The organism is Pseudomonas sp. RL_105y_Pfl2_101 (assembly GCF_963970585.1).
In the GTDB taxonomy this organism is placed as follows: domain Bacteria; phylum Pseudomonadota; class Gammaproteobacteria; order Pseudomonadales; family Pseudomonadaceae; genus Aquipseudomonas.
The window spans coordinates 14,344-39,384 of the sequence record NZ_CAXAPG010000021.1 but is presented as its reverse complement, the minus strand read 5'-3'; the positions used below and the strand labels follow the sequence as shown (position 1 = coordinate 39,384).

The window sequence follows — 25,041 nt, the reverse complement described above, 5'->3', positions numbered from 1 at the left end:
GAACTTGCTCGCGACAGGGGCGAGGCAGACGTCAATCAGGCCGCGTCGTCGTTTATCGCGAGCACGCTATGCTCCCACCGTTATCCTCTGCCCAAGGTGTGACAGAAGGTCAAACCCATCCACTACTCTGCATCGCCTTGTACACCGCCACGATCGCCAGGACGAAGAATGCCGAGGCGGCCAGGCGGCGGATCAGGGCCAGGGGCAGCTTCTCGGCGGCGAAATTGCCCGCCAGGACCACCGGCACGTTGGCAATCAACATGCCCAAAGTGGTGCCGATGATCACCAGCCACAACTCCGGGTATTGCGCGGCGAGCATCACCGTGGCGATCTGCGTCTTGTCGCCGATTTCCGCCAGGAAGAATGCAATCAGCGTGGTCAGGAACGGGCCGAACTTGCGGGCCGTGTTCGCTTCCTCATCGTCCAGTTTGTCCGGGACCAGGGTCCACAGCGCCGTGGCCGTGAAGCTTGCCGCCAATACCCAGTGCAACACCGCATTGGAGAAAAAACCGCTGACCCAGGCCCCTACGGCCCCGGCGGCTGCGTGGTTGGCGAGTGTTGCGGCAATGATGCCGGCGATGATCGGCCAGGGTTTGCGAAAGCGAGCGGCCAGGATAAGCGCGAGCAATTGCGTCTTGTCGCCGATTTCGGCCAGCGCAACGATAGCGGTAGGTACGAGGAGTGAGTCCAGCATCAGGAGTTCCTAAAGGGGCGGGTCGACACGGCTATGACACGTACAGCCTTCCCGCCCCGGGTAAGGTGTGCGTGTCATAGGTCTTGTCAAACCCAGCGACCATCTGCGTGGACGCTTGGGCCGCATACGCCATGGTCTGCTGACCAAGTATGTTGACGTATGCCGGGCGAGCATGACGCTCGCGGGAGACTACTCCCCTAGGACGGAGCGGATTCTGCCTAGGCAAATTCGATTGAGCAAGTGCTGTTTCCTAAAAGATTTCAACCGCGCTTGGCCCGGTAGATGCGAAAGCCCTGGCCTTCGGCCTTGATGGCGCAGACGCCCAAATGCTCCTCGATCAGCGGCTGGTACTTGAGGAAACTATTGGCAACCAGCCGCAGTTCTCCACCGTTTTTTAGATGTTTGGCCGCTTTTCGCAGCAGATTTTCCGTGGCGTGGTAATCGGTGTGCACGCCGACATGGAACGGTGGGTTACTCAGGATCGCGCTCAAGCCCATCGGCGCGGCGTCGATGCCGTCACCGGTCAGCACCTCGGCCTCCAGGCCGTTGGCGGCCAGGGTCAGGCGACTGCTGGCGGCGGCGAATGCGTCGACGTCCAACAGGGTGACGGTATTGTGCGGATAGCGCCGCTTGACCGCCGCCCCCAGCACCCCGGCACCGCAGCCGAAGTCCAGCAAATGCCCGCTGGGCAGTTTATCCAGGTGTTCCAACAGCAGCGCACTGCCGCGGTCCAGGCGACCATGGCTGAACACCCCTGGCAGGCTGATGACCTTCAGCGGGCCTTCGGCCAGGGGCAATTCGTAGGTCTGGGCCAGGCTTTCCAGGGGCATGGCCTCGGGCGCGTTGGCGACGGTGACCTGCCACAGTTGGCAATGCCGCGCACTGTCGAGCTTGCGCGGCTTGCCGAACGGGTTGAGCTGTTTGGACGCCCCTTCGATGCCGCTGCGCTTTTCCCCCACCAGGTACACCTCGCGCCCGGCCAGGCGCGCCGCCACGGCATTGAGGATGTAGTCGGTCAAGTCCTTGGCTTTGGGCAGGAACACCACGGCGGTGTCGAACCCATGCTCGGGTACGTTCACGCCAAAGTGGCAGCGCTCGGGGAAGCGAGCGTCCAGCGCCGCCTGATCCCCGGCATGCCAGCACCAGCCATGAGCCTCTGGCAAACGGCCGAGCAGATCGTCAGCGGGCAGGCCGGCCAGCAAGACCGAACCCTGGAATAACTCGGCCTGACGAAGCAGTACTTCACTGCGCGGATCCATGGTCTGTTCCTTGAGAAAAAGTGCGGCAGTTTATCAACTGACGACCCGCCGCGCTGTACCGCTGAAAAAGCCCTGGGCGTTTTCGCTCATTTGCCCGACGATCCGTTGCCGCGCCTCGCGGCTGCCCCAGGCGTTGTGCGGTGTGACGATCAAGCGGGGAATATCGCCGGCCAGCAGCGGGTTGCCTTGGGTCGGCGGCTCCACGCTGAGCACGTCGGTGGCGGCGCCCCCCAAGTGACCGTTGCGCAGGGCTTCGGCCAGGGCCTGTTCGTCGATCAGGCCGCCACGGGCGGTGTTGACCACGAATGCACCGGGCTTGAGCTGCGCCAGTTCGCGGGCGCCGATGAAGTTCCGAGTGTGCTCGTTGAGCGGGCAGTGCAGGGTCAGGGCATCGACCTGCGGCAACAACTGCTCCAGCGGCAAGCGGTCGGGACGGACCGGGCGCCCGGGGATCTGCCCCAGCAGCACACGCATGCCAAAGGCTTCGGCCAACCGCCCGACGGCACTGCCCAATTCGCCATGGCCCAGCAGGCCCAGGGTCTTGCCTTCCAGTTCGACAATCGGATAGTCCAGCAGACAGAACTGCGAAGCCTGCTGCCAACGACCTTCACCCACTGCTTTTTGATAATCGGCCAGGCGCGTCGCCAGGTTCAGCAACAGCATGATCGTATGCTGGGCCACCGACGGTGTGCCGTAACCCTGGCAATTGCACACCGTGATGCCATGGCTGCGGGCGGCGGCCAGGTCGACATTGTTGGTGCCGGTGGCGCTGATCAGGATCAACTTCAGTTCGGGGCTGGCCGCCATGGCCTGTGCATCGATCACGATCTTGTTGGTGATCGCCACGGTGGCGCCCTTGAGCCGCTCGATGACCTGCTCCGGCGTGGTCCGGGCAAACAGTTGCAGGTCGCTGAAGCAGTTGCGCAGCGGGCCCAGGTTCAGATCGCCGAGGTCAAGGGAAGGGTGGTCGAGGAAAACTGCACGAGCGGTGTTCGTCATCAGCTGTACCTTTTATGTCAAGAACCGAAGGCGTAATGTGGCGAGCCTATCAGATGAAATGCGGCCATGGCGGTGTGTACCCGTGGCGAGAGAGCAAGCGCTGGGCTCTGTAGGAGCTGGCGAAGCCTGCGATCTTTTGATCTTTCGCTTGAGATTCAAGTGTATTGGGAAAGATCGCAGCCTCGTTTCACTCGGCAGCTCCTACACAGCACCTACACGGCTCTTACACAGTTATGGGATTTCATCCAACAAAAGATTGTCGCAAGGAGCTCCATCATGTACCTCACCGAATTCCTCACCGTCGCCCTGATCCACTTGTTGGCCGTTGCCAGCCCCGGGCCGGATTTTGCCGTGGTTGTGCGCGAAAGCGTGACCCATGGCCGGCGTGCCGGGACGTGGACGGCGCTGGGCGTCGGCACAGCGATTTTCCTGCACGTAGGGTATTCGCTGTTGGGTATCGGCCTGATCGTGTCGCAATCGATCGTGCTGTTCAACGCGCTGAAGTGGGCCGCCGCCGCGTACCTGCTGTACATCGGCTTCAAGGCACTGCGGGCGCAACCGGCCAAGCCCACCGAGGACAACCTGCACAAGGAGGCCGGTGAGCGTACCGCCCGGGGCGCATTCACCTCGGGCTTCGTCACCAATGGCCTGAACCCCAAGGCCACGTTGTTTTTCCTGTCGCTGTTCACCGTGGTGATCAACCCACACACACCGTTGGCCGTCCAGGCCGGTTACGGCGTGTACCTGGCGGTTGCGACGGCCGCCTGGTTCTGCCTGGTGGCGCTGCTGTTCAGCCAGCAACGGGTGCGTGCCGGTTTTGCGCGCATGGGCCACTGGTTCGACCGGACCATGGGCGCGGTGCTCGTCGCCATTGGGGTGAAGCTGGCGTTTACCGAGGCGCATTGATCCAGCTCCTACAGGGTGTGCGCAGGTCCCGGAAGATGGCTCAAGGCTAGTATTTGCACGCTGATCAAATCATTCCTTTGGCTGATTTGATCCGTGTATAAGCACTCTAGAGTGCTTCACTCCAGCCAAGACCGTGCAGTCAGAAAAAGGGACTCTTATGTTGCAGACTCGCGTTATTCCTCCCGCCGAAGGCGCTTATCAATACCCGCTGCTGATCAAGCGGCTGCTAATGTCCGGCACGCGTTACGAGAAAACCCGCGAGATCATCTACCGTGACCAGTTGCGCTACAGCTATCCGACGCTGATAGAGCGGGTCGCGCGGCTGGCCAACGTGTTGACCGAGGCGGGGGTCAAGGCCGGTGATACCGTGGCGGTGATGGACTGGGACAGCCATCGCTACTTGGAATGCATGTTCGCGATCCCGATGATTGGCGCGGTGATCCACACCATCAACGTGCGCCTGTCACCGGAGCAGATCGTCTACACCATGAACCACGCCGAGGACCGCTTCGTGCTGGTCAACAGCGAGTTCGTCGGCTTGTACCAGGCGATTGCCGGGCACCTGACCACGGTGGACAAGACCCTGCTACTGACCGACCTGCCGGAAAAAACCGCTGACCTGCCGAACCTGGTGGGTGAATACGAGCAATTGCTGGCCGCCGCCGCCCCCAGCTACGACTTCCAGGATTTCGACGAAAACTCCGTCGCCACCACGTTCTATACCACCGGCACCACCGGCAACCCCAAGGGCGTGTACTTCACCCATCGGCAACTGGTGCTGCACACCATGGGCGTGGCGACCATCATGGGGTCTATCGACAGCGTTCGGCTGCTGGGCACCAACGACGTGTACATGCCCATCACGCCGATGTTCCATGTCCACGCCTGGGGCCTGCCCTATGTCGCGACCATGCTCGGGCTCAAGCAGGTTTACCCAGGTCGCTACGATCCCGAATTCCTGGTCCAGCTGTGGCGCAAGGAAAAGGTCACCTTTTCCCATTGCGTGCCGACCATCCTGCAAATGATCCTCAGCGCCAAGGGGGCTCAGGACACCGATTTCAGCGGTTGGAAAATCGTCATCGGTGGCAGCGCCCTGAACCGCAGCCTGTACGAAGCGGCCAAGACCCGGGGCATCCAGCTCACTGCCGCCTACGGCATGTCGGAAACGGGCCCGCTGGTATCCTGCGCTCACCTCAACGATGAACTGATGGCCGGCAGCGAAGACGAACGCACCACTTACCGGATCAAGGCCGGTGTGCCGGGGCCGCTGGTGGAGGCGGCGATCGTCGACACCGAGGGGCGTTTCCTGCCGGCCGACGGCGAGACTCAGGGCGAACTGGTGCTGCGGGCACCGTGGCTCACCGAGGGCTATTTCAACGAGCCGCAGAAGGGCGCCGAACTCTGGGCCGGCGGCTGGCTGCACACCGGTGACGTTGCCACGCTGGACAACATGGGCTTCATCGACATCCGTGACCGCATCAAGGATGTGATCAAGACCGGTGGCGAATGGATCTCCTCCCTGGCCCTGGAAGACCTCATCAGCCGTCACGTGGCGGTACGTGAAGTAGCAGTGGTCGGCATTCCCGATCCGCAGTGGGGTGAGCGACCATTTGCCTTGCTGGTCGTTCGCGAAGGGCATCAGATCGGGGCTCGCGAACTCAAGGAGCACCTCAAGCCGTTCGTCGAGCAGGGGCACTTGAGCAAGTGGGCGATCCCGAGCCAGATCGCTCTTGTTACTGAAATTCCCAAGACCAGCGTCGGCAAGCTCGACAAGAAGCGCATCCGCGTCGACATCACCGAATGGCAGAGCAACAACAGCACCTTCCTCTCCACGCTTTAGGCCATTTTGCCGTGCCCGAAAGGGCACGGCAGCCCCACCAAGCAAGCGCTTGCCTTGTCAAACCGAAAATTTCAGCCATCCTTGCCGTGCCGGCATCTGTCGGACTGGCGAAAGGACTGTTCCAGAGTGGTCGAGGGCTGCAAATCACACTTTAGAGGGATCAAGCCGTACTACCTGCTGGCTATAGTCCGCGTAAGAATTTTCAAAACGGGACGCACGTGCTAAACGGGCGCGCAACTTTGAACGGAGGGCGGCAGGTGTCGTTCCCAGCCGTTGGAAGGGTTCTTTGAAAATCCTGTCTGCCATAACAATAAAGCACATGGAGTAGCGTCGATGACCACAGCAACCACGTTCTGGCGCCGGGCAAAACTGCCTTTGGCGGTCAGCCTTGCCTCTTCGCTCGCCGGCCCAGCGTTCGGCGTCAGTTTCAACATCGGTGAAATCGAAGGTCAGTTCGACTCATCCCTGTCGGTGGGGGCGAGCTGGTCCACGGCAAACGCCAACAAGGACCTGATCGGTGTCAACAACGGCGGCAAGGGCTTGTCGCAGACCTCCGATGACGGCCACTTGAATTTCAAGCGTGGGGAAACCTTCTCGAAGATCTTCAAGGGTATCCATGACCTGGAACTGAAGTACGGTGATACCGGCGTGTTTGTGCGCGGCAAGTACTGGTACGACTTTGAGCTCAAAGACGAACATCGCCTGTACAAAGACATCAGCGATAACAATCGCAAGGAAGGCGCCAAGTCTTCCGGCGGGCAGATCCTCGATGCGTTCGTCTATCACAACTACGCCATTGCCGATCAGCCGGGTTCGGTCCGCCTGGGCAAGCAGGTGGTCAGCTGGGGTGAAAGTACCTTCATCCAGGGCGGCATCAACTCCATCAACCCGGTCGATGTGTCCGCGTTCCGTCGCCCCGGTGCCGAGATCAAGGAAGGGCTGATCCCGGTCAACATGTTCTACGTCTCCCAGAGCCTGACCGACAACCTGTCGGCCGAAGCGTTCTACCAAATTGAGTGGGATCAGACGGTTGTCGATAACTGCGGGACGTTCTTCTCCCAGCCGGATGTGATCGCGGATGGGTGCTCGGATAATCTGCGGGTGCTGAACAAACGATCCACTATTCCTGGCGCATTCTTGCCATTGCTGTCTGCTAACGGCGTAGACATCAACGAAGAAGGTGTGTTGGTGCGCCGTGGACCGGACCGTGACGCTCGGGATACTGGCCAATGGGGCGCTTCCCTGAAGTACATGTTCGAGCCGCTGGACACCGAGTTCGGTGCCTACTTCATGAACTACCACAGCCGGGCGCCTATTTTCAGTGCGACCGGTGCGCCACAGTCCGTCTATAACGCAGCGCCATTCCTTGGCCCTCTGGCTCCGCTGGTCATCGCCGGCAACTCTCAATACTTTGTCGAGTACCCAGAAGACATACGCCTGTATGGCTTGAGCTTCTCCACCACTCTGCCCACCGGCACGGCATGGAGCGGTGAGCTGAGCTATCGGCCGAACGCGCCGGTTCAACTGAGCACCACGGACATCCTGTTTGCCGGGGTTCGTCCGCTGGGTGGTCCCGTGCTGGGCAATGCTTCGCTGCTCACCGGGGTGCCGGGCCAGGATCTGCATGGCTATCGTCGTAAAGAGATCACTCAGTTCCAGACCACATTCACGCACTTCCTCGACCAGGTCATGGGCGCCAGCCGTCTCACCCTGGTGGGTGAAGTTGGCGTGACCCATGTGGGCGGCCTGGAAAGCAAATCCGACCTTCGTTACGGCCGTGATCCAGTGTTCGGCCCAGGGCAGCTTCCTGGTGGCGCCTGCGGCCTGCTCAATACCTCTACCGGAAATGGCGGGGGCATGGCTGGCAGTACCGGCTTGAACACCAACTGCAACAACGATGGCTTCACCACAGCCACTTCCTGGGGCTACCGTGCGCGCGCCATCTGGGAATACCCGGACGTCTTCGCCGGTGTGAACCTCAAGCCCAACGTGGCCTGGTCCCATGACGTCAAAGGCTACTCGCCAGGCCCTGGCGGCAACTTCGAAGAGGGCCGCAAAGCCGTCAGCCTCGGGCTGGATGCCGAGTACCAGAACACCTACAACGCCAGCCTGGCCTACACCAACTTCTTTGGTGGCGACTTCAGCACTGTGGACGATCGTGACTTCCTGGCGCTCAGCGTCGGCGTGACCTTCTAAGCACCGTATTTCAGGACGACACACTATGAAAATAACAAAGAATCTATTGCAGGCCGGTGTTCTGGGGCTCTCCCTGTTGGCTGCCAGCGTCATGGCGGCAGTGCCCGCCGCCGAGGCCGACAAACTCGGCAAGAGCCTGACGCCGATGGGTGCCGAGATGGCCGGCAATGCCGACGGCTCGATCTCGGCCTGGAAACCCATGGCCAAGAATGCCGGTGCCGTGGACAGCAAGGGCTTCCTCGCCGATCCATACGCCAGTGAAAAACCACTGTTCATCATCACCGCGCAGAACGTCGACCAGTACAAGGACAAGCTCGCACCGGGCCAGTACGCGATGTTCAAGCGTTACCCGGAAACCTTCAAGATGCCGGTCTACCCGACCCATCGCGGTGCCACCGTGCCGGACGAGGTGTTCGCCTCCATCAAGAAAAACGCGGTCAACACCAAGCTGGTTTCCGGCGGCAATGGTCTGGAAAACTTCGAGACGGCCGTGCCGTTCCCGATTCCCCAGAGCGGCGTGGAAGTCATCTGGAACCACATCACCCGCTATCGCGGCGGCAGCGTGACGCGCCTGGTCACCCAGGCCACCCCACAGCCCAACGGTTCGTACAGCCTGGTGTACTTCCGCGACCAGTTCGTGTTCCGCGACAAGATGAAGGACTTCGATCCAGCCAATCCGGGCAACATCCTGTTCTACTTCAAGCAGCAAGTGACCGCGCCGGCGCGTTTGGCCGGTGGTGTGTTGCTGGTGCACGAAACCCTCGATCAGGTGAAGGAACCGCGTTCGGCGTGGGTCTACAACGCTGGTCAGCGCCGTGTGCGCCGTGCCCCGCAAGTGTCTTATGACGGCCCGGGTACCGCTGCCGACGGCCTGCGTACCTCTGACAACCTGGACATGTACAACGGCGCGCCGGATCGCTACGACTGGAAGCTGGAAGGCAAGAAAGAGCTGTACATCGCCTCTAACAGCTACAAGATCGATTCGCCGCAACTCAAGTACGCCGACATCCTCAAGGCCGGCCACATCAACCAGGACCTGGCGCGCTACGAGCTGCGTCGTGTCTGGCACGTGACCGCGACGCTGAAGGAAGGCCAACGCCACATTTACGCCAAGCGTGACTTCTTCATCGATGAAGACACCTGGCAAGCCGCGGTGATCGACCATTACGACGGCCGTGGTCAACTGTGGCGCGTGGCCGAGGCCCATGCCGAGAACTACTACGACAAGCAAGTACCGTGGTACGCCCTGGAAACCCTCTACGACCTGCAGTCCGGCCGCTACCTGGCACTGGGTATGAAGAACGAAGAGAAATCGGCCTACGACTTCGGCTTCACCGCCACCACCGCCGATTTCACCCCGAACGCCCTGCGTCAGCAGGGCATCCGCTAAACCGCTTTACCCGAGGCCGCATCCTCGAAGAAACGCCCCGACTGGTTCGGGGCTTTTTTTTGAGTCCCCCAGTGCCAAAGGAGCTTGCTCCCGCCGGGCAGCGCCTTTTAGCCACCGCGTAGAAGCTGTGTAGGAGCTGTCGAGTGCAACGAGGCTGCGATCTTGTCCCAGACAGTTGAGTCGCAAGTGAAAAATAAAGATCAAGATCAAAATCAAAAGATCGCAGGCTTCGCCAGCGCCTACAAAAAACCAGCGGGGGCAAGCTCCCTCGCCACAAGAACGGTGGCGGCCTGAGTTTTTCAAGTCGGTCGGCTTGTAGTCTTTTTGTAGCCATTTGTAGCACTCCCTTCAATACCTCCTCGTTTACCGCTAGTCTGCGGACATCTGCAACGCCGCCACCCGCATTTCAACAAGAGCCGGCCATGACTGATTTGTCTTCACTTGCGGATTCTGCCCGCGCAGCCATCGTGGTACAGGGCGGGCGTTTCTACCGCCCGCCCTTGCCTGACGGCCATGTTGTGCGGCCGCGGTTGTGCGAGCGCTTGAGCGCAGGGCTCGGCGGCAGGTTGCTGTTGGTCAGTGCCCCGGCGGGGTTCGGTAAAAGCTCCCTGGCGGTGGAGTTCTGCCAGAGCCTGTCGACCCATTGGCGAAGCCTTTGGCTGGGACTCAGTGTCCGGGACAACGATCCGGGGCGTTTCCTGGAGCGGCTGCTCGAAGGGCTCCAGGCTTTTTTCCCGCAACTGGGCGCTCCGGCACTGGGGCTGCTGAAAATGCGCCAGCGTCATCAACCCTTTGCCTTCGAAGAATGGCTCGATGGCCTGCTGGACGAGCTGTCCCCGCATTTATCGCCCCGCGAACCCTTGCTGCTGGTCCTCGACGATTACCACCTGGCCCAAAGTCCGGTGCTGGATCGCTGCCTGCAATTTTTCCTCAATCACCTGCCCGACGGGTTGCTAGTCCTTGTCACCAGCCGCCAGCGCCCGGACTGGCATTTGGCGCGCTTGCGCCTGTCCCGGCAGTTGCTCGAACTCAATGAACAGGACCTGCGCCTGACCCATGACGAAGCCTTGACCCTGCTCCAGCATCACAGCAGTTCGCTGCGTGGTGAGGCGCTGGAAAATCTTATCCAGCGCAGCGAAGGCTGGGTGGCCGGGCTGCGTTTCTGGTTGCTGGCCGCCTCCGAAGCCGGTACCGAAGGCCTGTTGCCCCAGGCCTTGCACGGCGGCGAAGGGCTGATTCGCGATTACCTGCTCGAAGAGGTCATCGACTGCCTGCCCACCGAGGTGCAGGCGTTTCTCTACGACACCGCCCCTCAGGAACGCTTTTGCAGCGAGCTGTGCGACGCTGTGCGCGAGGCCCATGACAGCGCCGAAATCCTGCGTTACCTGGCGGCCCACCAGGTGTTTCTGGTTCCGCTGGACGAGCACGGCCATTGGTACCGCTACCACCACTTGTTTTCCGACTTGCTGCGCAGTCGCCCCAGCGCACCGGCCATGGTCCCGGCCGCGACCCTGCACTTGCGGGCCTGCCGCTGGTTCAACGCCCAAGGCCTGATCGACGAAGCCGTGGAGCAGGCGCTGCGGGCCGGGCACCTGGACGTGGCGGCGAACCTGGTGCAGAACCTTTCGGAGGAACAACTGCTGGCCGAGCAGAACGTCGGCATGTTGCTGCGCTGGAAAATGGACTTGCCCGACAGCCTGCTCATCAGCACCCCGCGGCTGATCGTGCTCTACAGCTGGGCGTTGGGACTGGCCTGCCAGCTGGACGCTGCCGAAGAGCTGGCGGCGCACTTGAGTCGTTTCCTGCCGGCCCCCTCGGCCACCGCGCAAAAATCCATGCTCGCCCAATGGCTGGCCCTGAGCGGGATCGTCGCTCGTGGCCGGGGGGACCGTGAGGCCACCCTGCGTTATTGCAGCGAAGCGTTGGAGAGCCTGCCGCAAAAACGCTACGGCCAGCGCCTGATGTGCCTGTCCACGTTGTCGAACCTGGCGATTGCCGACGGCGACCTGTGGCGCGCCCGGAACCTGAACCGTGACTCCCTGGAGCTGGCACAGCGGGTCGGCAATCCACTGTTCGAGGCCCTGGCCCATTACGATCGTGCCCGGGGCCTGCAGGCACGGGGAGAGATCCTGCGGGCGCTGGATGAAGTGCACCAGGGCCTGCAACGTTTGCACAAGCTGTCGCCCCAGCGGCTTTATGCGGTGCGGGCGCGCTTGATCATGTACGAAGGTTTTTTGCTGACCTTGCGGATGCAACCCCAGGCCGGCCTTGCGCGCCTGCAGGCGGGCCTCACCGAAGCCCGCGCCTGCCGCGACATCAGCGTGCTGATCGGTCACTGCGTGATCGCACGTATCGAGGGCTACCGCGGCGAGTTCGCCCGGGCCTTCGCCGAATTGGCTGAAGCCGAGCGCCTGATGCACATCTGGGATGTTCCGCCGATCTACTATCTGGCGATGATCACCCTGGTCAAATGCGAACTCTGGCTGGCCCAGGGTCGCACCGAGCTGGCCGAAGCCTGGCTGGCCCGGCTGGGCCAGACCTACACGGGCGAACGGGCCGCTGCGCCGCCGGAATTCCATCCGCAGCTGCCGCTGCATGTCGAGTTGCAACAAGCGGTGCTGGAGTCCATCCGAGGCCAACCAATACTCGCGCAAGGGCGGCTCGATGCCTTGCTTGAACACGGTCAGCAAAGTGGCCGGCAGATGCTCAGCGTGATGGCGCTCAACCAGAAAGTCGCTTTGCTGCTGAGCATCGGGCGTGAACCCGAAGCCCGTCGCGCCCTGGCCCAGGCTTTCGAAGCCGCCAGCGGTGGGGTATTGCAGCCTTTCGAATGGTTGTTCGGTGAGCACCGTGAATGGTTGCGCGAACAACTGCTGCAGGCACCCCCTGGCACCTTGCGCGAGCATCTGCTCGAACGCCTGCCCTCGACGGTGGCCCCGTCTGCCGACCCAACGGTGCCTGTCGAAACCCTCAGCAGCCGCGAGCGGGCGGTGCTGCAGTTGATTGCCCAAGGGTGCTCGAACCAGGAAATCAGCGAGCAGTTGTATATCTCGCTGCACACCGTCAAGACCCACGCCAGCCACATCAACAGCAAACTCGGCGTCGAGCGCCGCACCCAGGCGGTGGCGCGGGCGAAGGCGTTGGGGTTGTTGGGCTGAGCAAGGTTTTGGGTCGGGTGAGAAGTCTTTGTGCTAAAAAACGCTCAACCCGTGATAAGGAATGCTTGATGCTCCCCCAGTACAAAACCATCCAATCGCCCGTCGGCCAACTGATCCTCGTCGCCCGGGAGACACGGTTGGCGGCCATCCTGTGGGAAAACGAGCGGCTCAATCGGGTGCGCCTGGGACCTTTGCAGGAGGACAGCCAGCATCCGGTCCTCAAGGAAACCGAACGTCAGTTGCTGGAGTACTTCGCCGGCCAGCGCTGTCGTTTCGAGCTGGAACTGGACTTCGCAGGGACTGATTTCCAGATCCGGGTCTGGCAAGCCCTGTTGACCATCCCCTTCGGTGAAACCCGCAGCTACCGCGACATCGCCATCCAGATCGGCCAACCGACCGCGGTCCGGGCGGTCGGTGCCGCCAATGGGCGCAACCCCATCTCGATCATCGCCCCGTGCCACCGCGTCATCGGCAGCTCCGGCAGCCTTACCGGCTTCGCTGGCGGCCTGGCGGCGAAACAGTTGCTGCTCAGCCTTGAAGGTCAGCAGAGCTTGCAATTGGCGTTCTGAACCGATTTCACTCCTCTATCCCTTGTGGGAGCCGGCTTGCTCGCGAAAGCTGAGTGTCAGGCATCTTGTTTGGCGACTGATACACCGCCTTCGCGAGCAAGCCCGCTCCCACAAACGTTCAGGCCGGCGGGGATTTGGGAGGCCGCATGCGCGTCGGCGGTTGGCCGTTGGCGTTGTGTTGGTAGATCTGCGCGGGCTGCCCCTGTTCATTGAAGAATACCTGGCCAATGCCTGCGCTGTTCCACAGCCGCTCACCGGCCTCGGCGTGTTCCGGAGTGTGGGGGACGATGCGCATGCTGCGGCGCTTGGTGAACCAGTTCAGGGGCGAGCGCGGCGAGTAGAGCCATCGGTTCAGGCGATCGAACCATTCCAGCAACACAGGGGGGAATTCATTTTTGATGCCGCTGCTGGTGATCTGCCAGATGCGCGGGCCACCCTTGCGGTGTGGGATCAATACTTCGTAAACGAAGGAGTAATGCACGTCCCCGGACAGCACCACGTAATTACCCGGTGTACGCGAGTGACGGAAAATATTCAGGATCACCTGAGCAGCGCCGCGATGGGCCATCCAGTTTTCCGCATCCACTAGCAGCGGATAACCGCACCAACTGAACATCCGCTGCACAGTCTCGATCAGCTTCACACCGAAGATCGGCGCCGGTGAGACGATGATCGCCGACGAGTGATCCAACAATTCTTGCTGCAACTCGCTCAGGGCCTCCCAATCCAGAAGGCCGGAAGGCTGCTTGAGGTTGTTCTCGCTGCGCCAGCGACGGGTGCGGGTGTCGAGTACCACCAGGGCAGGGGTGCTCGGCAGCACATAATGCCATTGCTGGAAAGCCAGCAGGGTGTCGATCAGTTGGTCCTGAGGCTCGCTGTCGAGGTAGCGGTCCCGGGCGGTGTCGCTCAGGGCCAAGGTTTTCGGGAGTACGTCAGCGAAGGCATCCGGGTTGTTGCCCCAGCCCTGGCAGAGCATGTAAGCGATCAGGGCGTTGCCGATGATGCGTTTGGAGAACGGATGGCCGTAGGCGGTTTCCTCCCACTGCGCAGACAGATTCCAGTCATCGGTTATGTCGTGGTCATCGAAAATCATCAGGCATGACAGGTGCGCAAACACCCGGGCCACGCCGCCCAGCCCGGTCTTGAACGCGTCGATGTGCTGTTGTTCCAGGTCGTAGCGCTGGCGCCGTTCGACGGTCAGTTCAGGCCGTTGCACCGCGATCAACGACCAGGGCACCGGCGACCACACCAGCAGGTACATCGCCATGACCTCGGCGAAGGTCACCAGGTGATTGTCGGCGCTGCTGCTGGTGAAAATCGGCTTGCGGGCCCCGCCGAAAAAACGCTCGCGCAGGGTTTCGTTACTCTCCAGTGCGGGCAACAAATCGGCACGATGGTAATAACTGGCCGGGTGCTGATAGAGCTTGGCGCTGTCTGCCACCACGGCACCGTCCAGGCATTCCTCGAACAGCCCCAAGCGTTCGATCAGCGCATGAATCGCTCGCAACATGGGCCCGGCGACGTCGTCGGCATAGACCTGGTCGCCGCTCATCATCAGCAATGCCGGGCGTCGCGCCGGGGCTTGCGCCAACAGCCGGTCGATACAGAGCAGGCCGTCGCTGGCTGGGTAATGGGGTTTGCGGCAGGAGCCGTGGACCAGTTGCTCGATGTGCGAATGCAACATGAAGTTCGGGCGCTGCGCGCCGTCATACAACAGGTGCGGCGCCCACTCGGCAATGGGGGCGCCGTCCACCAGCAGGTCGTAGTCGATCGCCACGTCCTGGGGCAGGGGATTGTCGAGCCGCACATCGATCAGATGCACAAACGCCCGCTGCCCCACCGGCACCACAGTGCAGCACGACGCATCCAGTGCCAGATCGCCTACGCCGTCTACGCGCAACGTCAGCGTTAATGTTTGCGTGCCCACTAGCCACATCACCAGTCGGGTGGGCTCCAGCCGTCTCAACAGTGGGCCGACCAGGACGGGGGGCAGGGTGGTGGTGTCGGGAGTGGACGGCAGCATTCGCGGATAAAAGCTCTGTACAGAGAGAGGCGGGGATCATAACGCAATGTGCTTTGTCGCAGGGGAAGGTAGGTCCCCGCCTTTGTGGCGAGCAAGTGTGCTCCCACGGTGCCTGTAGGAGCTGTCGAGTGCAACGAGGCTGCGATTTTTCCCCAAACTTGAGTCTCAAGCGAAAGATCGCAGCCTTCGGCAGCTCCTACAGGCCCAGCGGGACCGTGTTGCATCACTGGGCGTTGTTGGAAGCCTCAGCCGCCTTGATCAGATCCGGCCCGATCTCCTGTTCAAACTTCGCCCATACCGGCTTCATTTTTTCGCGCCAGGCACTACGCTCCTCCGGTGTGAGGGTAATGATCTCGGTGGTCTTGGCGTCCAGCACATGCTGCTTGTCCTGCTGGTTGAATCGCTCCGCTTCCTGGTTGGCATAGTCGGTGGATTCGATCACGATCTTGTCCAGTTCGCTGCGGATATCCGGCGGCAGGCCGTTCCAGAAGTCCGAGGTGGTGATCAGCATGTAGTCGAGTATGCCGTGGTTGGACTCGGTGACGTATTTCTGCACTTCGTTGAGCTTCTGGTTGTAGAAGTTCGAATAGGTGTTTTCCGTGCCGTTGACCAAACCGGTGCGCAAGGCCTGGTACACCACTGAGAAAATCATCGGTTGCGCTTTGGCGCCCACTGCCTGGAACTGTTCCTGCAGCACCGCGGATGTCTGTATCCGGAACGTCTGGCCGCGGGCATCCCCGGGGGTGCGCAGCGGCTTGTTGGCCGATAGCTGCTTCATACCGTTGTGCCAATAGGCCAGGCCGGTGATGTTCTTGCTTTCCATGGATTTGAGCAGCTTCTGGCCCTTGGGGCTGCGCTGAAAGCGGTCCACTGCGGCGATGTCGTCGAACAAGAAGGGCAAGTCGAACAACTGCACCGACTTGGTGTACTGGTCGAACTTGGCCAGCGACCGCGCAATGATCTGCACGTCTCCCAACAGCAACGCCTCCATCTCTTTATCGTCGCCATACAACGTGGCGAGCGGATACACCTCGACCCTCACCTTGCCGGGTAGGCGCTCCTCCACCAGCTTCTTGAACCTCAACGCGCCCTGGCCCTTGGGCGTTTGTTCTGCCACGACATGGGAAAACTTGATCACGATCGGTTCAGCCGCCGTGGCCGTTGCGAGCAGGCTGAAACTCAAGGTATAGACGAGCGCTTTCCATAGAGGCATTAGCATTGTTAGGCTTCCCTTTTATTATTCGAAGACACAACACCCGTGTTTGGCCCAACACCTGCGTGGCGAGGCGCGTTACGCTTTCGCCACGCAGTGTGTGTTTGTCGGGCTTAATTCATCCCCAACCAATTCGGTAGCGCCATCGAGATCCACGGCACATAGGTGATCAGCATCAGGAACGTCAGCAGAATCATCAACCATGGCATGGCCGCACGGATGGTGGCGGGCAGGGACATGCCGGTTACCGCCGAGGTGACGAACAGGTTCAGCCCCACCGGTGGTGTGATCAAGCCGATCTCCAGGTTCACCACCATGATGATGCCCAGGTGGATCGGGTCGATGCCCAGCTTCATGGCGATGGGGAATAGGATTGGCGCCAGGATCAGGATGATCGCCGATGGCTCCATGAACGCACCGGCGATCAGCAGCACAATGTTCACCACCAGCAGGAAGGCCACCGGCGTTAACCCGGCCTCGATCACCCATGCCGTGATTTGCTGCGGCAGTTGCTCGGTGGTCAGCACATGGGCGAAGAGCATGGCGTTAGCGATGATGAACATCAGCATGATGCTCAGCTTGGCCGACTCCAGCAGCACCTTCGGTGTCTCGCGAAAAGTGAGGTCCTTGTAGACGAACAACGCAATGAACGCCGAATACACCGCCGCCATCGCGGCTGCTTCGGTCGGGGTGAACATCCCGGAATAAATCCCGCCGAGGATGATGACCATCAGCAACAGACCCCAGATCGCTTTGCGCGCGGTGGTCAACCATTCACGGAACGTCGCCCGGGGCATGGCTGGCAGGTTTTTCTTCACGGCGACGACGTAGATCGCCACCATCAGTGAAACCCCCAGCAGCAGGCCGGGTACTACACCGGCCATGAACAACTTGCCCACTGATGTTTCGGTCGCCGCGGCGTATACCACCATCACGATCGAGGGTGGAATCAGGATGCCCAGGGTGCCGGCATTACACACGATACCTGCGCCAAAGGCCTGTGGATAACCCGAGCGCACCATCCCGGCAATGGCGATGGAGCCGACCGCCGCTACTGTCGCGGGACTTGAGCCCGACAACGCGGCAAACAACATGCATGCCAGCACCGCGGCAATCGCCAGGCCGCCACGGATATGCCCGACGCAGGCGTTGGCAAAGTCGATCAGCCGCCGCGCCACGCCGCCCGTGGTCATGAACGCGCCAGCCAGCAGGAAGAACGGAATCGCCAGCAATGTGTAGTGCTCGGAGGTTTCGAACAGCTTGATCGCCAGGGAGCGCACCGAGTCGGGGCTGAAGAAAATGATGGTCAGCGAACCGGCCAGCCCCAGCGATATGGCGATGGGCACGCCGATGAGCATCAGCACGAACAGTGCGATGAACAGGAAGGCAATGGTCATGGCTTGTCTTCCTCGTGCTCGGTCAACTTCATGGCTTCGGCCGCTTCATCGGCCAGGCCCAGGCCGGTCTGGCGATTCATCAGGATGCGCACGAGAATTTCGGCGAAACGAATAAACACCAGAGTGAACCCTACTGGCACGATCAACCCGATGTGCCACTGCATGATGCCGTAATGGCCGAGATCCTCGGCGCCGATCTGGGCAATCATCAGGGTGTTGATCCATTCGAAACTTGCCACCGCCAGCAACCCGGCGTAGGTGAGGCAGCACAGGCAAGCGATGACGCCAATGAAACGCTGGACCGGTTTACTCGCCAGTTTCACCAGCGCATCGACGCCGATGTGCCCGGCCGTGCGCACGCCGTACGACAGCCCGAAAAAAATCAGCCAGCCAAACAATGCCTTGGTCAGAGAGCTGCTCCAGGTCATCGCCTGGGCCATGCCCATGACGGAGTCGCCAATGGCGAACATCGATTCGCTCGCGGCAGGCCAGTTGTCACCGAGGCTGTAGAACACGCTGTAGAGATTGTTGAGGACCACGTAGACGAAAGTAACCAACGTCATGGCGGCCAGAAGGAAGGCAATGAAACCTTCCTCGAAGTGTTCCCAGGTGCGCCGAAGGGCGTTCATGGAGTGACCTCTCCTGGTGGGGGACGACAGGCCGGCGCTGCCAGGGTGGCAACGTCGGCCAACCAATCACTGGGCCTTGTTGGAGGCTTCTGCGGCTTTGATCAGGTCAGCGCCGATATCACCTTCGAACTTCTTCCATACCGGTTTCATCTTGTCGCGCCACTCGGCACGCTCTTGCGGCGTGAGGGTAATGATCTCGGTGGTTTTGGCGTCGACGATCTTCTGCTTGGCGTCCTGGTTCAGTTGCTCGGCTTCCTTGTTCACCTGAGTCGTGACTTCTTTGATGATCTTGTCCAGTTCAGTACGAACGTCTGGGTCCAGGCCATTCCAGAACTTTGTATTGGTGATCAGCATGTAGTCGAGTACACCGTGGTTGGATTCGGTGATGTACTTCTGCACTTCATGCATTTTCTGGCTGTAGATGTTCGAGTAGGGGTTTTCCGCACCGTTGACTACGCCAGTCTGCAGCCCTTGATAGACCTCGGCGAAGCTCATCTTGCGCGGGTTGGCGTTCACGGCCTTGAATTGTTCTTCCAGCACGGCCGATGCCTGTACCCGGAACTTCAGGCCGCGGGCATCCTTGGGTTCACGCAGCGGTTTGTTCGCCGACAGCTGCTTCATGCCGTTGTGCCAATAAGCCAGGCCGGTAATGTTCTTGCTTTCCATGGACTTGAGCAGCTTCTGGCCTTCAGGGCTCAACTGGAAGCGGTCCACCGCGGAAATGTCATCGAACAGGAACGGCAGATCGAACAACTGCACGGTCTTGGTGTATTGCTCGAACTTGGCCAGCGATGGCGCGATGATCTGCACGTCCCCCAACAGCAGGGCTTCCATTTCCTTGCCATCGCCGAACAGCGAGGAGTTGGGGTACACATCAACCTTTACTTTGCCTGGCAACCGTTCTTCCACCAGTTTCTTGAACAGCAGCGCGCCTTGGCCTTTTGGTGTTTGTTCGGCGACCACATGGGAGAACTTGATCACCACCGGATCTGCCGCCATGGCCGTGCTCATCGCACTAAGGGCCAATGTGCAAGCGAGCGCTTTCCAGATAGGTTTGAACATTACGGGCTTTCCTCTTTTTTTTTAATATTTTCGTGCGGGCTCATTCAAAACACAGCGCACGGCGGAACAATGATGAGTCTAGGCAGAAAAACAACTAGTCGGCGACGCTCAACGGGAAAAACCGCCATTCGGCTGTTCGTCTCGACGGGTTGCGCTAGAGCCTTCCTTGCGTCGGGCTGAAACATCACAAACGGCTCATTTCCAAAGGTTTCAGTCAACAACCGTGTCTGGGGCAGGAAACCATAAAGGAGCGGTGATGGCTACTGGCTTTCAATCCCTGGCCAGTGAATCCATGGGGTGAGGGGGACTGCTAGGCTCGTCTTCCAGATCATCGTGTTGGCGGTCGGCACATTTAATTTGGTGTTCATGGCCGTTGGTCGTTATTTCGGGCCGTTCTACGAGCACGAAGCAGACCAGAGCGGCAACTTGGCGATCTGGTTGTTTGGCAATGTCGGGGGGCGTGGCTGCGGCGGTGGGCATTGTCTGGCGTCGACGACGCAAACCTCGGATCTAGCCAGGCAGGCGAAGTCTGAACAAAACCTGTGGCAGGGCGTTTATCTTCCGCAGTTACCGCCTCCCACAGTTTTTGATCTTGGGTGGTCACAGCAGCGCCCCCGGGGACGCTGCTGCAAGAGGGAAGGGCTCAAACCGCTGCCGGGTTCTGCTTCTCCGGGTCAATGCCATAAAGCACAATCGCCTCGGCCACTTTTTCCCGCGGTATCCCCCCGTCATCAGCCAGCGCCTTCAAGGCCGCCAATACGATGAAATAGCGATCCACTTCGAAGAACCTGCGCAGCGATTCACGAGTGTCAGACTGGCCAAAGCCGTCGGTGCCCAAGGCCACGAAGCGGCGTTTGGGCACGAACGGGCGGATCTGGTCAGCGAATATCTTCATGTAGTCGGTCGCGACCACCACTGGCCCCTGTTTATCCAGCAGGCAGCTTTCAACATGGCTGATACGAGGTGTCTGCTGTGGATGGAGCAGGTTCCAGCGTTCGGCATTCTGGCCGTCCCGACGCAGTTCGGTCAGGCTGGTGACGCTCCATACTTCGCTGCTGACGCCGAAGTCCTGCTCCAGCAACTGCGCGGCGGCGATGACTTCGCGCAGGATCGAACCGCAGCCCATGAGTTGCACATGCTTGCCTTCGATGGGCTGCGCAGGGGCTGAGAGCCGGTACATGCCTTTCAAAATAGCTTGCTCGACCCCTTCGGGCATGGGCGGATGAGCGTAGTTTTCGTTGAGCAGTGTGATGTAGTAATAAATGTCCTCGTTGTCGACATACATTCGCCGCATGCCGTCCTGGATGATCACCGCCAGTTCATAGGCATAGGTCGGGTCATAGGACACGCAGCAGGGGATGGTGGAGGACAGCACATGGCTGTGACCATCGTCATGTTGCAGGCCTTCGCCCATCAGCGTGGTCCGTCCGGACGTGGCTCCGAGCAGGAACCCCCGGGCACGGGCATCGCCTGCCGCCCAAGCGAGGTCGCCGACGCGCTGGAAGCCGAACATCGAGTAGAAAATGTAGAAGGGCACCGTCATCACACCATGGGTGCTGTAGGAAGTGCTCGCTGCGATCCAGGAAGAAATCCCGCCGGATTCGTTCAGGCCTTCCTGCATGATCTGGCCGTCCCTGGCTTCCTTGTAATAGCTCAGTTGGCCGGCGTCCTGAGGCGTGTACAACTGGCCGACATGGGAATGGATACCGATCTGGCGGAATAGGCTTTCCATGCCGAACGTACGTGATTCGTCCGGGACGATTGGCACGATCAGCTTGCCGATGTTCGGGTCCTTGAGCAGGGTGCCGAGGATGCGCACGAAGGCCATGGTCGTGGAGATCGCCCGCTCGCCGGTGCCTTTGAGCTGGGTATCCAGGGTCGATAATGGCGGGATTTGCAAAGTCTGCACCGCACTGAAGCGCGCAGGCACGTAGCCGCCCAACTGAGTGCGCCGGGCTTGCAGGTAAAGGGCTTCGACGCTGTCCGCTGCGGGCTTGAGATAGGGCATGTCGCCCAACTGATCGTCCGTGAGGTCCAGGCCGAAACGATCACGGAACGCCTTGACCGCGTCCTCGCCCATCTTTTTGAGTTGGTGGTTGATGTTCTGGCCTTCACCCGCTTCGCCCATACCGAAGCCTTTCACGGTTTTCGCCAGGATAACCGTAGGCCCGCCGGTGTGGCGCATGGCGGCAGTGTAGGCGTTGTAGACCTTCTCCGGGTCATGGCCGCCGCGCGACAGCTTCCAGATGTCGTCATCGCTCAGGTCACTGACCAGCGCCTGCAACTCGGGGTATTTGCCGAAGAAATGCTCACGCACATAGGCGCCGTTCTGGGATTTGTAGTTTTGATAGTCACCGTCCACGCACTCCATCATCCGTTGGCGCAGCAGACCGCTCTTGTCCTTTTCCAGCAGGGCATCCCAGCCGCTGCCCCAGATCACCTTGATCACGTTCCAGCCGGCCGCGCGGTACAGGCTTTCGAATTCCTGGATCACCTTGCTGTTGCCGCGTACCGGTCCGTCGAGGCGCTGTAGGTTGCAGTTGACGACAAAAATAATGTTGTCGAGCTTCTCCCGGCCCGCGAGGGAAATTGCCGCCAGCGATTCCGGCTGGTCCATTTCACCGTCACCGAGGAACGCCCAGACTTTGCGCCCCTGATGTTCCTTCAGCCCACGATCTTCCAGGTAGCGCATGAACCGCGCCTGGTACGCGGCGGTGATCGGCCCGAGCCCCATGGATACCGTGGGGAATTGCCAGAAATCCGGCATGAGCCTTGGGTGCGGATAGGATGAAACACCGTCGCGGTCGGTCTCGCGGCGGAAGTTGTCCAACTGTGTTTCGTCCAGGCGGCCTTCCAGATAGGCGCGCCCGTAGATGCCCGGCGAGGAGTGGCCCTGGATGTACACCATGTCGCCACCGAACTGCTCGGTGCGGCCACGGAAGAAGTGCTCGAAACCCACATCGTAGAGAACGGCCGCCGAGGCATAGGAGGCGATGTGCCCGCCCACGTTCGAATGCTTGCCGGCGCGCAGCACCATGGCCAACGCGTTCCAGCGGATGTAGGCGTTTATCCGGCGTTCTATGGTCAGGTCGCCTGGATAAGGCTGCTGACGGTCGAGTGGAATGGTATTAACGTAGGGCGTGGTGACGCGCCCGTAAAAGTCGCCATGGCGGTTGGCGTCGAAATCCAGCATCTGGTCAATCAGGTAGTGGGCGCGAGGGCGCCCTTCGACGCTCGCCACCGATTCAATGGATTCGAGCCACTCGCGAGTCTCTTGTGGATCCTCGTCGAGAAACATGGATTGTTGTGCCATCGTTGTCGTCTCCTGGACAGTGCTGCAGCACCGAGTCGTTTGGTGCCTGACTAAGGGGCGTGGGTCGACGCCAGCCTTCAAGATTTTGTAGTTGCATGTGCAACTATGTATGAGAACTTAGCCTGCCGCGCGCTACAATTGCAACTAAATCGATTTCATCAGAAAGGTGCTGCATGTCTTCCAGCGAGCCGGATACCTGGTTCAGATTCGTCAGGGCCCACCGTTGCCTGATCCGTGAAATAGAGCGTCGCCTGGCCGCTGCCGGGCTGCCTGCCTACGCTTGGTACGACGCGTTATGGGGCCTGGAAAGCGGCCCCGACGGCGCACGCCGCATGAGTGAACTGGCCGACGTCATGGCCATCGAGCGCTACAACCTCACTCGCCTGGTGGACCGCCTGGAGGCCGAAGGTCTGGTCACGCGCAGCCGCGCCAGTGATGACGGACGAGGCGCATACGCCGCCATCACCGAGCACGGGAAGGTATTGCGCAAAAAGATGTGGAACATTTACGAAGGGGCAGTGGACGAGTTGTTCTTGTCGCAATTCGATGGCGCACAGCAGCGCGTCTTCAGTGACGCGCTGGAGCGAGCGGCCAGTGCTGCGCGCAACAGCGGACGAGCGCGCTGACGCCGACCTGCTCATGGCAACTGATACCGCGCCATGGCTTGTTCGACACGCGCCTGGGTGATGGCGCCTTCCTGAACCAAGGCTTGCAGGGCCAGCACCACGATCCAGTGCTTATCCACCTTGCCCATGGCGGGGCCGGTCGAGCCAGCTCCGAGCGCCACGAACTGTGATCTGACATGTGCTCCGATCTGCTCGGCGACATGCTGGGCATACCCGGTCACGGCCACCACCGGCCAGTCTTCGGTGTCGAGGCAATCGAGCAAATGCGCTGACTGTCGCGGTATCCCCGGATGCAAGCGATTCCAGCGTTGCGCTTCATCTGCGTCGCGGGCCAGACGGGTGTAACTGGGGCAACTCCACAATTCGCTGGCGACGCCCCAGTCGTCGCGCAACATGTGCGCCGCAGCTACCACTGACTGCAAGGCTAACCCCGCACCCAGCAAGCGCACCCGTGGGAGCGCTGAATCGGTATCGATCTCGGCCAGCCTGTACATGCCCTTGAGGGCCTGGCTCGCGCAGAGGGGGTCGGTGGGCGTGATGAAGTCATCGGGTTGGTCGTGAAGCGCCATGTAGTAAAAGCCGTCATTGCCTTCTACATACAAACTTTGCAAAGCCGCCAGGGCAATGGCGTGCGCCTCGGCACCGCTGGCGGGATCGAACGGCAGGCATTGCGGGTTGGCGACCAACCAGAGCGGTACCCAGGGATGGGCACCCTTGGGCCAGCGCGAAGGCGAGGTCTCTATGTCATTGCACAAAATGCCCCGGTTGGCCGATTCACTGGACAGCGCGCAAAGCTCGGCCGACGTCGCGGAACGGGTCAGGTACAGCAATGGTTTTTCACTGGCGCGGGCTGTGGCGCTGAAACGCAGGGGCCAGGCGCTGATACGGGATTGCTTTATGTCGTCCGACTGCGGGTGGGTGCGTATGACCCAAATATTTTGGGCGGCACCTGAATCACTTTCCAATCGATTGGCAATATCGATCATGGTGTAGAGCGGAGATGCGCAAGCCGTATACGTTCGGATTTTTTCGATGCATACCTGAGCAGCTCGCCCTGTGTCAGGTGTTTTTTTGAAAGTGGAAAAACCGATCATGAACCAAGGCGCTCCGTGCATTGGGTAATGCCGGGACCCTACTGCACCTTGCAATGTAATTGCAAGTGCAATGGTTTTGCCTCGGTGTCAGCGTTCGCAGCAAGCGCGCGAGCGGGCTCCGAGCCTGTTGAACTCAGGGCTCCAGCGCTGGCCCCTTCAACTCGATCTGATTGCCATCCGGATCGAAGCAGTAGATCGACCAGCCCTTGCCCTCCGCGCCATAGCGCATCTGCGCTTTCTCAACGGTCAGGCCGGTCGAGGCCAAATGCGCGAGGAGGGCTTGTTCATCAAACGGCTCGATGCGCAGGCAGAGGTGATCGACATTGTGCCCTTGCTTACCGGCCGCCGGCCCTCCCTGTCGACCGAGAGGCCCGTCGATGGCCACCAGGTCAATCATCGAAACACCGGTGCCCAGATGAACCATGCCTAGATCGTCCCGACGCTTCTTGAGTTCACAGCCAAGCACCGACGTATAAAAAGCGAGGCTGCGCTCGATGTCTTTTACGCGCAGGACGATGTGGTCAATACGTTGAATCGTGAAGTTTTTCATACGGGCCTCATGTGTTCAGTGATGGACGCTACGGGTTACTTCACCTTAGCGATTGATGCTGGAATGTTATCGCAACACAAAACCCTGTGGGAGCTTGCTCGCGAAGGCGCAGGCACATCCACC

19 protein-coding genes and 1 riboswitch are annotated in these 25,041 nt (G+C 60.6%); of the genes, 8 read left to right on the top strand and 11 right to left on the bottom strand.

Features of this window, described 5'->3' with window-relative positions; translation table 11 throughout:
* Positions 1 to 109 precede the first annotated feature (109 nt).
* From AACY31_RS19955 to AACY31_RS19945, 3 genes are all read right to left on the bottom strand, one after another.
* Positions 110 to 694: a TMEM165/GDT1 family protein gene (locus tag AACY31_RS19955; RefSeq protein WP_339478948.1), complete on the bottom strand. Its 585-nt coding sequence runs from the start codon at positions 692 to 694 to the stop codon at positions 110 to 112.
* An 88-nt stretch (positions 695 to 782) separates the two neighbouring features.
* Positions 783 to 905: riboswitch (yybP-ykoY riboswitch) on the bottom strand.
* 49 nt (positions 906 to 954) lie between these two features.
* On the bottom strand, positions 955 to 1,953 hold the full coding sequence (locus tag AACY31_RS19950; protein WP_339478947.1) for a class I SAM-dependent methyltransferase: 999 nt from the start codon (positions 1,951 to 1,953) through the stop codon (positions 955 to 957).
* 33 nt (positions 1,954 to 1,986) lie between these two features.
* On the bottom strand, positions 1,987 to 2,952 hold the full coding sequence (locus AACY31_RS19945) for a 2-hydroxyacid dehydrogenase (protein WP_339492342.1): 966 nt from the start codon (positions 2,950 to 2,952) through the stop codon (positions 1,987 to 1,989).
* A gap of 276 nt (positions 2,953 to 3,228) precedes the next feature.
* Here AACY31_RS19945 and AACY31_RS19940 point away from each other — a divergent pair, with 276 nt between their 5' ends.
* The 7 genes from AACY31_RS19940 to AACY31_RS19910 all read left to right on the top strand — a co-directional run bounded on the left by AACY31_RS19940 (position 3,229) and on the right by AACY31_RS19910 (position 13,011).
* A complete protein-coding gene (locus AACY31_RS19940) occupies positions 3,229 to 3,858 on the top strand; it encodes a LysE family translocator (RefSeq protein WP_058543357.1) in 630 nt (209 codons plus the stop codon).
* 157 nt (positions 3,859 to 4,015) lie between these two features.
* Positions 4,016 to 5,698 (top strand): fatty acid--CoA ligase, encoded by a 1,683-nt coding sequence (locus tag AACY31_RS19935; protein WP_339478943.1) that lies wholly within the window; start codon positions 4,016 to 4,018, stop codon positions 5,696 to 5,698.
* Between the two features lie 333 nt (positions 5,699 to 6,031).
* The gene (locus AACY31_RS19930) at positions 6,032 to 7,894 is read left to right on the top strand and encodes a DUF1302 domain-containing protein (protein WP_339478942.1); all 1,863 of its coding nucleotides are present in this window, start codon (positions 6,032 to 6,034) and stop codon (positions 7,892 to 7,894) included.
* Between the two features lie 25 nt (positions 7,895 to 7,919).
* Complete coding sequence (locus tag AACY31_RS19925; protein WP_339478941.1) at positions 7,920 to 9,284, top strand: DUF1329 domain-containing protein; 1,365 nt, start codon at positions 7,920 to 7,922, stop codon at positions 9,282 to 9,284.
* A 162-nt stretch (positions 9,285 to 9,446) separates the two neighbouring features.
* Complete coding sequence (locus AACY31_RS19920) at positions 9,447 to 9,578, top strand: hypothetical protein (RefSeq protein WP_339478939.1); 132 nt, start codon at positions 9,447 to 9,449, stop codon at positions 9,576 to 9,578.
* A gap of 128 nt (positions 9,579 to 9,706) precedes the next feature.
* The gene (locus tag AACY31_RS19915) at positions 9,707 to 12,442 is read left to right on the top strand and encodes a LuxR C-terminal-related transcriptional regulator (RefSeq protein WP_339478938.1); all 2,736 of its coding nucleotides are present in this window, start codon (positions 9,707 to 9,709) and stop codon (positions 12,440 to 12,442) included.
* Positions 12,443 to 12,510: 68 nt separating this feature from the next.
* Positions 12,511 to 13,011 (top strand): methylated-DNA--[protein]-cysteine S-methyltransferase, encoded by a 501-nt coding sequence (locus AACY31_RS19910; protein WP_339478937.1) that lies wholly within the window; start codon positions 12,511 to 12,513, stop codon positions 13,009 to 13,011.
* A gap of 118 nt (positions 13,012 to 13,129) precedes the next feature.
* On the opposite strand, the gene AACY31_RS19905 is transcribed toward AACY31_RS19910, so the two are convergent.
* The 6 genes from AACY31_RS19905 to aceE all read right to left on the bottom strand — a co-directional run bounded on the left by AACY31_RS19905 (position 13,130) and on the right by aceE (position 22,648).
* Positions 13,130 to 15,034 (bottom strand): alkaline phosphatase D family protein, encoded by a 1,905-nt coding sequence (locus AACY31_RS19905; protein ID WP_339478936.1) that lies wholly within the window; start codon positions 15,032 to 15,034, stop codon positions 13,130 to 13,132.
* Positions 15,035 to 15,257: 223 nt separating this feature from the next.
* Positions 15,258 to 16,253, bottom strand: a complete 996-nt coding sequence (locus AACY31_RS19900) for a TRAP transporter substrate-binding protein (RefSeq protein WP_339478934.1) — start codon at positions 16,251 to 16,253, stop codon at positions 15,258 to 15,260.
* Positions 16,254 to 16,360: 107 nt separating this feature from the next.
* Positions 16,361 to 17,644, bottom strand: a complete 1,284-nt coding sequence (gene dctM / locus AACY31_RS19895; protein ID WP_339478933.1) for a C4-dicarboxylate TRAP transporter large permease protein DctM — start codon at positions 17,642 to 17,644, stop codon at positions 16,361 to 16,363.
* A complete protein-coding gene (locus tag AACY31_RS19890; protein WP_339478932.1) occupies positions 17,641 to 18,273 on the bottom strand; it encodes a TRAP transporter small permease in 633 nt (210 codons plus the stop codon). The genes dctM and AACY31_RS19890 overlap by 4 nt, the downstream gene beginning before the upstream one ends.
* 66 nt (positions 18,274 to 18,339) lie before the next feature.
* Positions 18,340 to 19,335, bottom strand: a complete 996-nt coding sequence (gene dctP / locus AACY31_RS19885; RefSeq protein WP_445261569.1) for a C4-dicarboxylate TRAP substrate-binding protein DctP — start codon at positions 19,333 to 19,335, stop codon at positions 18,340 to 18,342.
* A 643-nt stretch (positions 19,336 to 19,978) separates the two neighbouring features.
* Positions 19,979 to 22,648 (bottom strand): pyruvate dehydrogenase (acetyl-transferring), homodimeric type, encoded by a 2,670-nt coding sequence (gene aceE / locus AACY31_RS19875; protein WP_339478930.1) that lies wholly within the window; start codon positions 22,646 to 22,648, stop codon positions 19,979 to 19,981.
* Positions 22,649 to 22,821: 173 nt separating this feature from the next.
* Here aceE and AACY31_RS19870 point away from each other — a divergent pair, with 173 nt between their 5' ends.
* Positions 22,822 to 23,274 (top strand): MarR family winged helix-turn-helix transcriptional regulator, encoded by a 453-nt coding sequence (locus tag AACY31_RS19870; protein ID WP_339478929.1) that lies wholly within the window; start codon positions 22,822 to 22,824, stop codon positions 23,272 to 23,274.
* Between the two features lie 11 nt (positions 23,275 to 23,285).
* Here the strand turns inward: AACY31_RS19870 and AACY31_RS19865 are convergent, their stop codons facing one another.
* Positions 23,286 to 24,368, bottom strand: a complete 1,083-nt coding sequence (locus AACY31_RS19865) for a transketolase-like TK C-terminal-containing protein (protein WP_445261568.1) — start codon at positions 24,366 to 24,368, stop codon at positions 23,286 to 23,288.
* Positions 24,369 to 24,501: 133 nt separating this feature from the next.
* The gene (locus AACY31_RS19860; RefSeq protein WP_339478927.1) at positions 24,502 to 24,918 is read right to left on the bottom strand and encodes a VOC family protein; all 417 of its coding nucleotides are present in this window, start codon (positions 24,916 to 24,918) and stop codon (positions 24,502 to 24,504) included.
* Positions 24,919 to 25,041: the final 123 nt, after the last annotated feature.

Excerpts from the sequence above, each read along its gene's own strand:
- dctP (WP_445261569.1), bottom strand. The coding sequence starts at position 19,335 with ATGTTCAAACCTATCTGGAAAGCGCTCGCTTGCACATTGGCCCTTAGT.
- AACY31_RS19915 (WP_339478938.1), top strand. The coding sequence starts at position 9,707 with ATGACTGATTTGTCTTCACTTGCGGATTCTGCCCGCGCAGCCATCGTG.
- dctM (WP_339478933.1), bottom strand. The coding sequence starts at position 17,644 with ATGACCATTGCCTTCCTGTTCATCGCACTGTTCGTGCTGATGCTCATC.
- AACY31_RS19935 (WP_339478943.1), top strand. The coding sequence starts at position 4,016 with ATGTTGCAGACTCGCGTTATTCCTCCCGCCGAAGGCGCTTATCAATAC.
- AACY31_RS19865 (WP_445261568.1), bottom strand. The coding sequence starts at position 24,368 with ATGATCGGTTTTTCCACTTTCAAAAAAACACCTGACACAGGGCGAGCT.
- aceE (WP_339478930.1), bottom strand. The coding sequence starts at position 22,648 with ATGGCACAACAATCCATGTTTCTCGACGAGGATCCACAAGAGACTCGC.
- AACY31_RS19890 (WP_339478932.1), bottom strand. The coding sequence starts at position 18,273 with ATGAACGCCCTTCGGCGCACCTGGGAACACTTCGAGGAAGGTTTCATT.
- AACY31_RS19870 (WP_339478929.1), top strand. The coding sequence starts at position 22,822 with ATGTCTTCCAGCGAGCCGGATACCTGGTTCAGATTCGTCAGGGCCCAC.
- AACY31_RS19930 (WP_339478942.1), top strand. The coding sequence starts at position 6,032 with ATGACCACAGCAACCACGTTCTGGCGCCGGGCAAAACTGCCTTTGGCG.
- AACY31_RS19950 (WP_339478947.1), bottom strand. The coding sequence starts at position 1,953 with ATGGATCCGCGCAGTGAAGTACTGCTTCGTCAGGCCGAGTTATTCCAG.
- AACY31_RS19925 (WP_339478941.1), top strand. The coding sequence starts at position 7,920 with ATGAAAATAACAAAGAATCTATTGCAGGCCGGTGTTCTGGGGCTCTCC.
- AACY31_RS19900 (WP_339478934.1), bottom strand. The coding sequence starts at position 16,253 with ATGCTAATGCCTCTATGGAAAGCGCTCGTCTATACCTTGAGTTTCAGC.
- AACY31_RS19945 (WP_339492342.1), bottom strand. The coding sequence starts at position 2,952 with ATGACGAACACCGCTCGTGCAGTTTTCCTCGACCACCCTTCCCTTGAC.
- AACY31_RS19905 (WP_339478936.1), bottom strand. The coding sequence starts at position 15,034 with ATGCTGCCGTCCACTCCCGACACCACCACCCTGCCCCCCGTCCTGGTC.
- AACY31_RS19955 (WP_339478948.1), bottom strand. The coding sequence starts at position 694 with ATGCTGGACTCACTCCTCGTACCTACCGCTATCGTTGCGCTGGCCGAA.
- AACY31_RS19940 (WP_058543357.1), top strand. The coding sequence starts at position 3,229 with ATGTACCTCACCGAATTCCTCACCGTCGCCCTGATCCACTTGTTGGCC.
- AACY31_RS19910 (WP_339478937.1), top strand. The coding sequence starts at position 12,511 with ATGCTCCCCCAGTACAAAACCATCCAATCGCCCGTCGGCCAACTGATC.
- AACY31_RS19860 (WP_339478927.1), bottom strand. The coding sequence starts at position 24,918 with ATGAAAAACTTCACGATTCAACGTATTGACCACATCGTCCTGCGCGTA.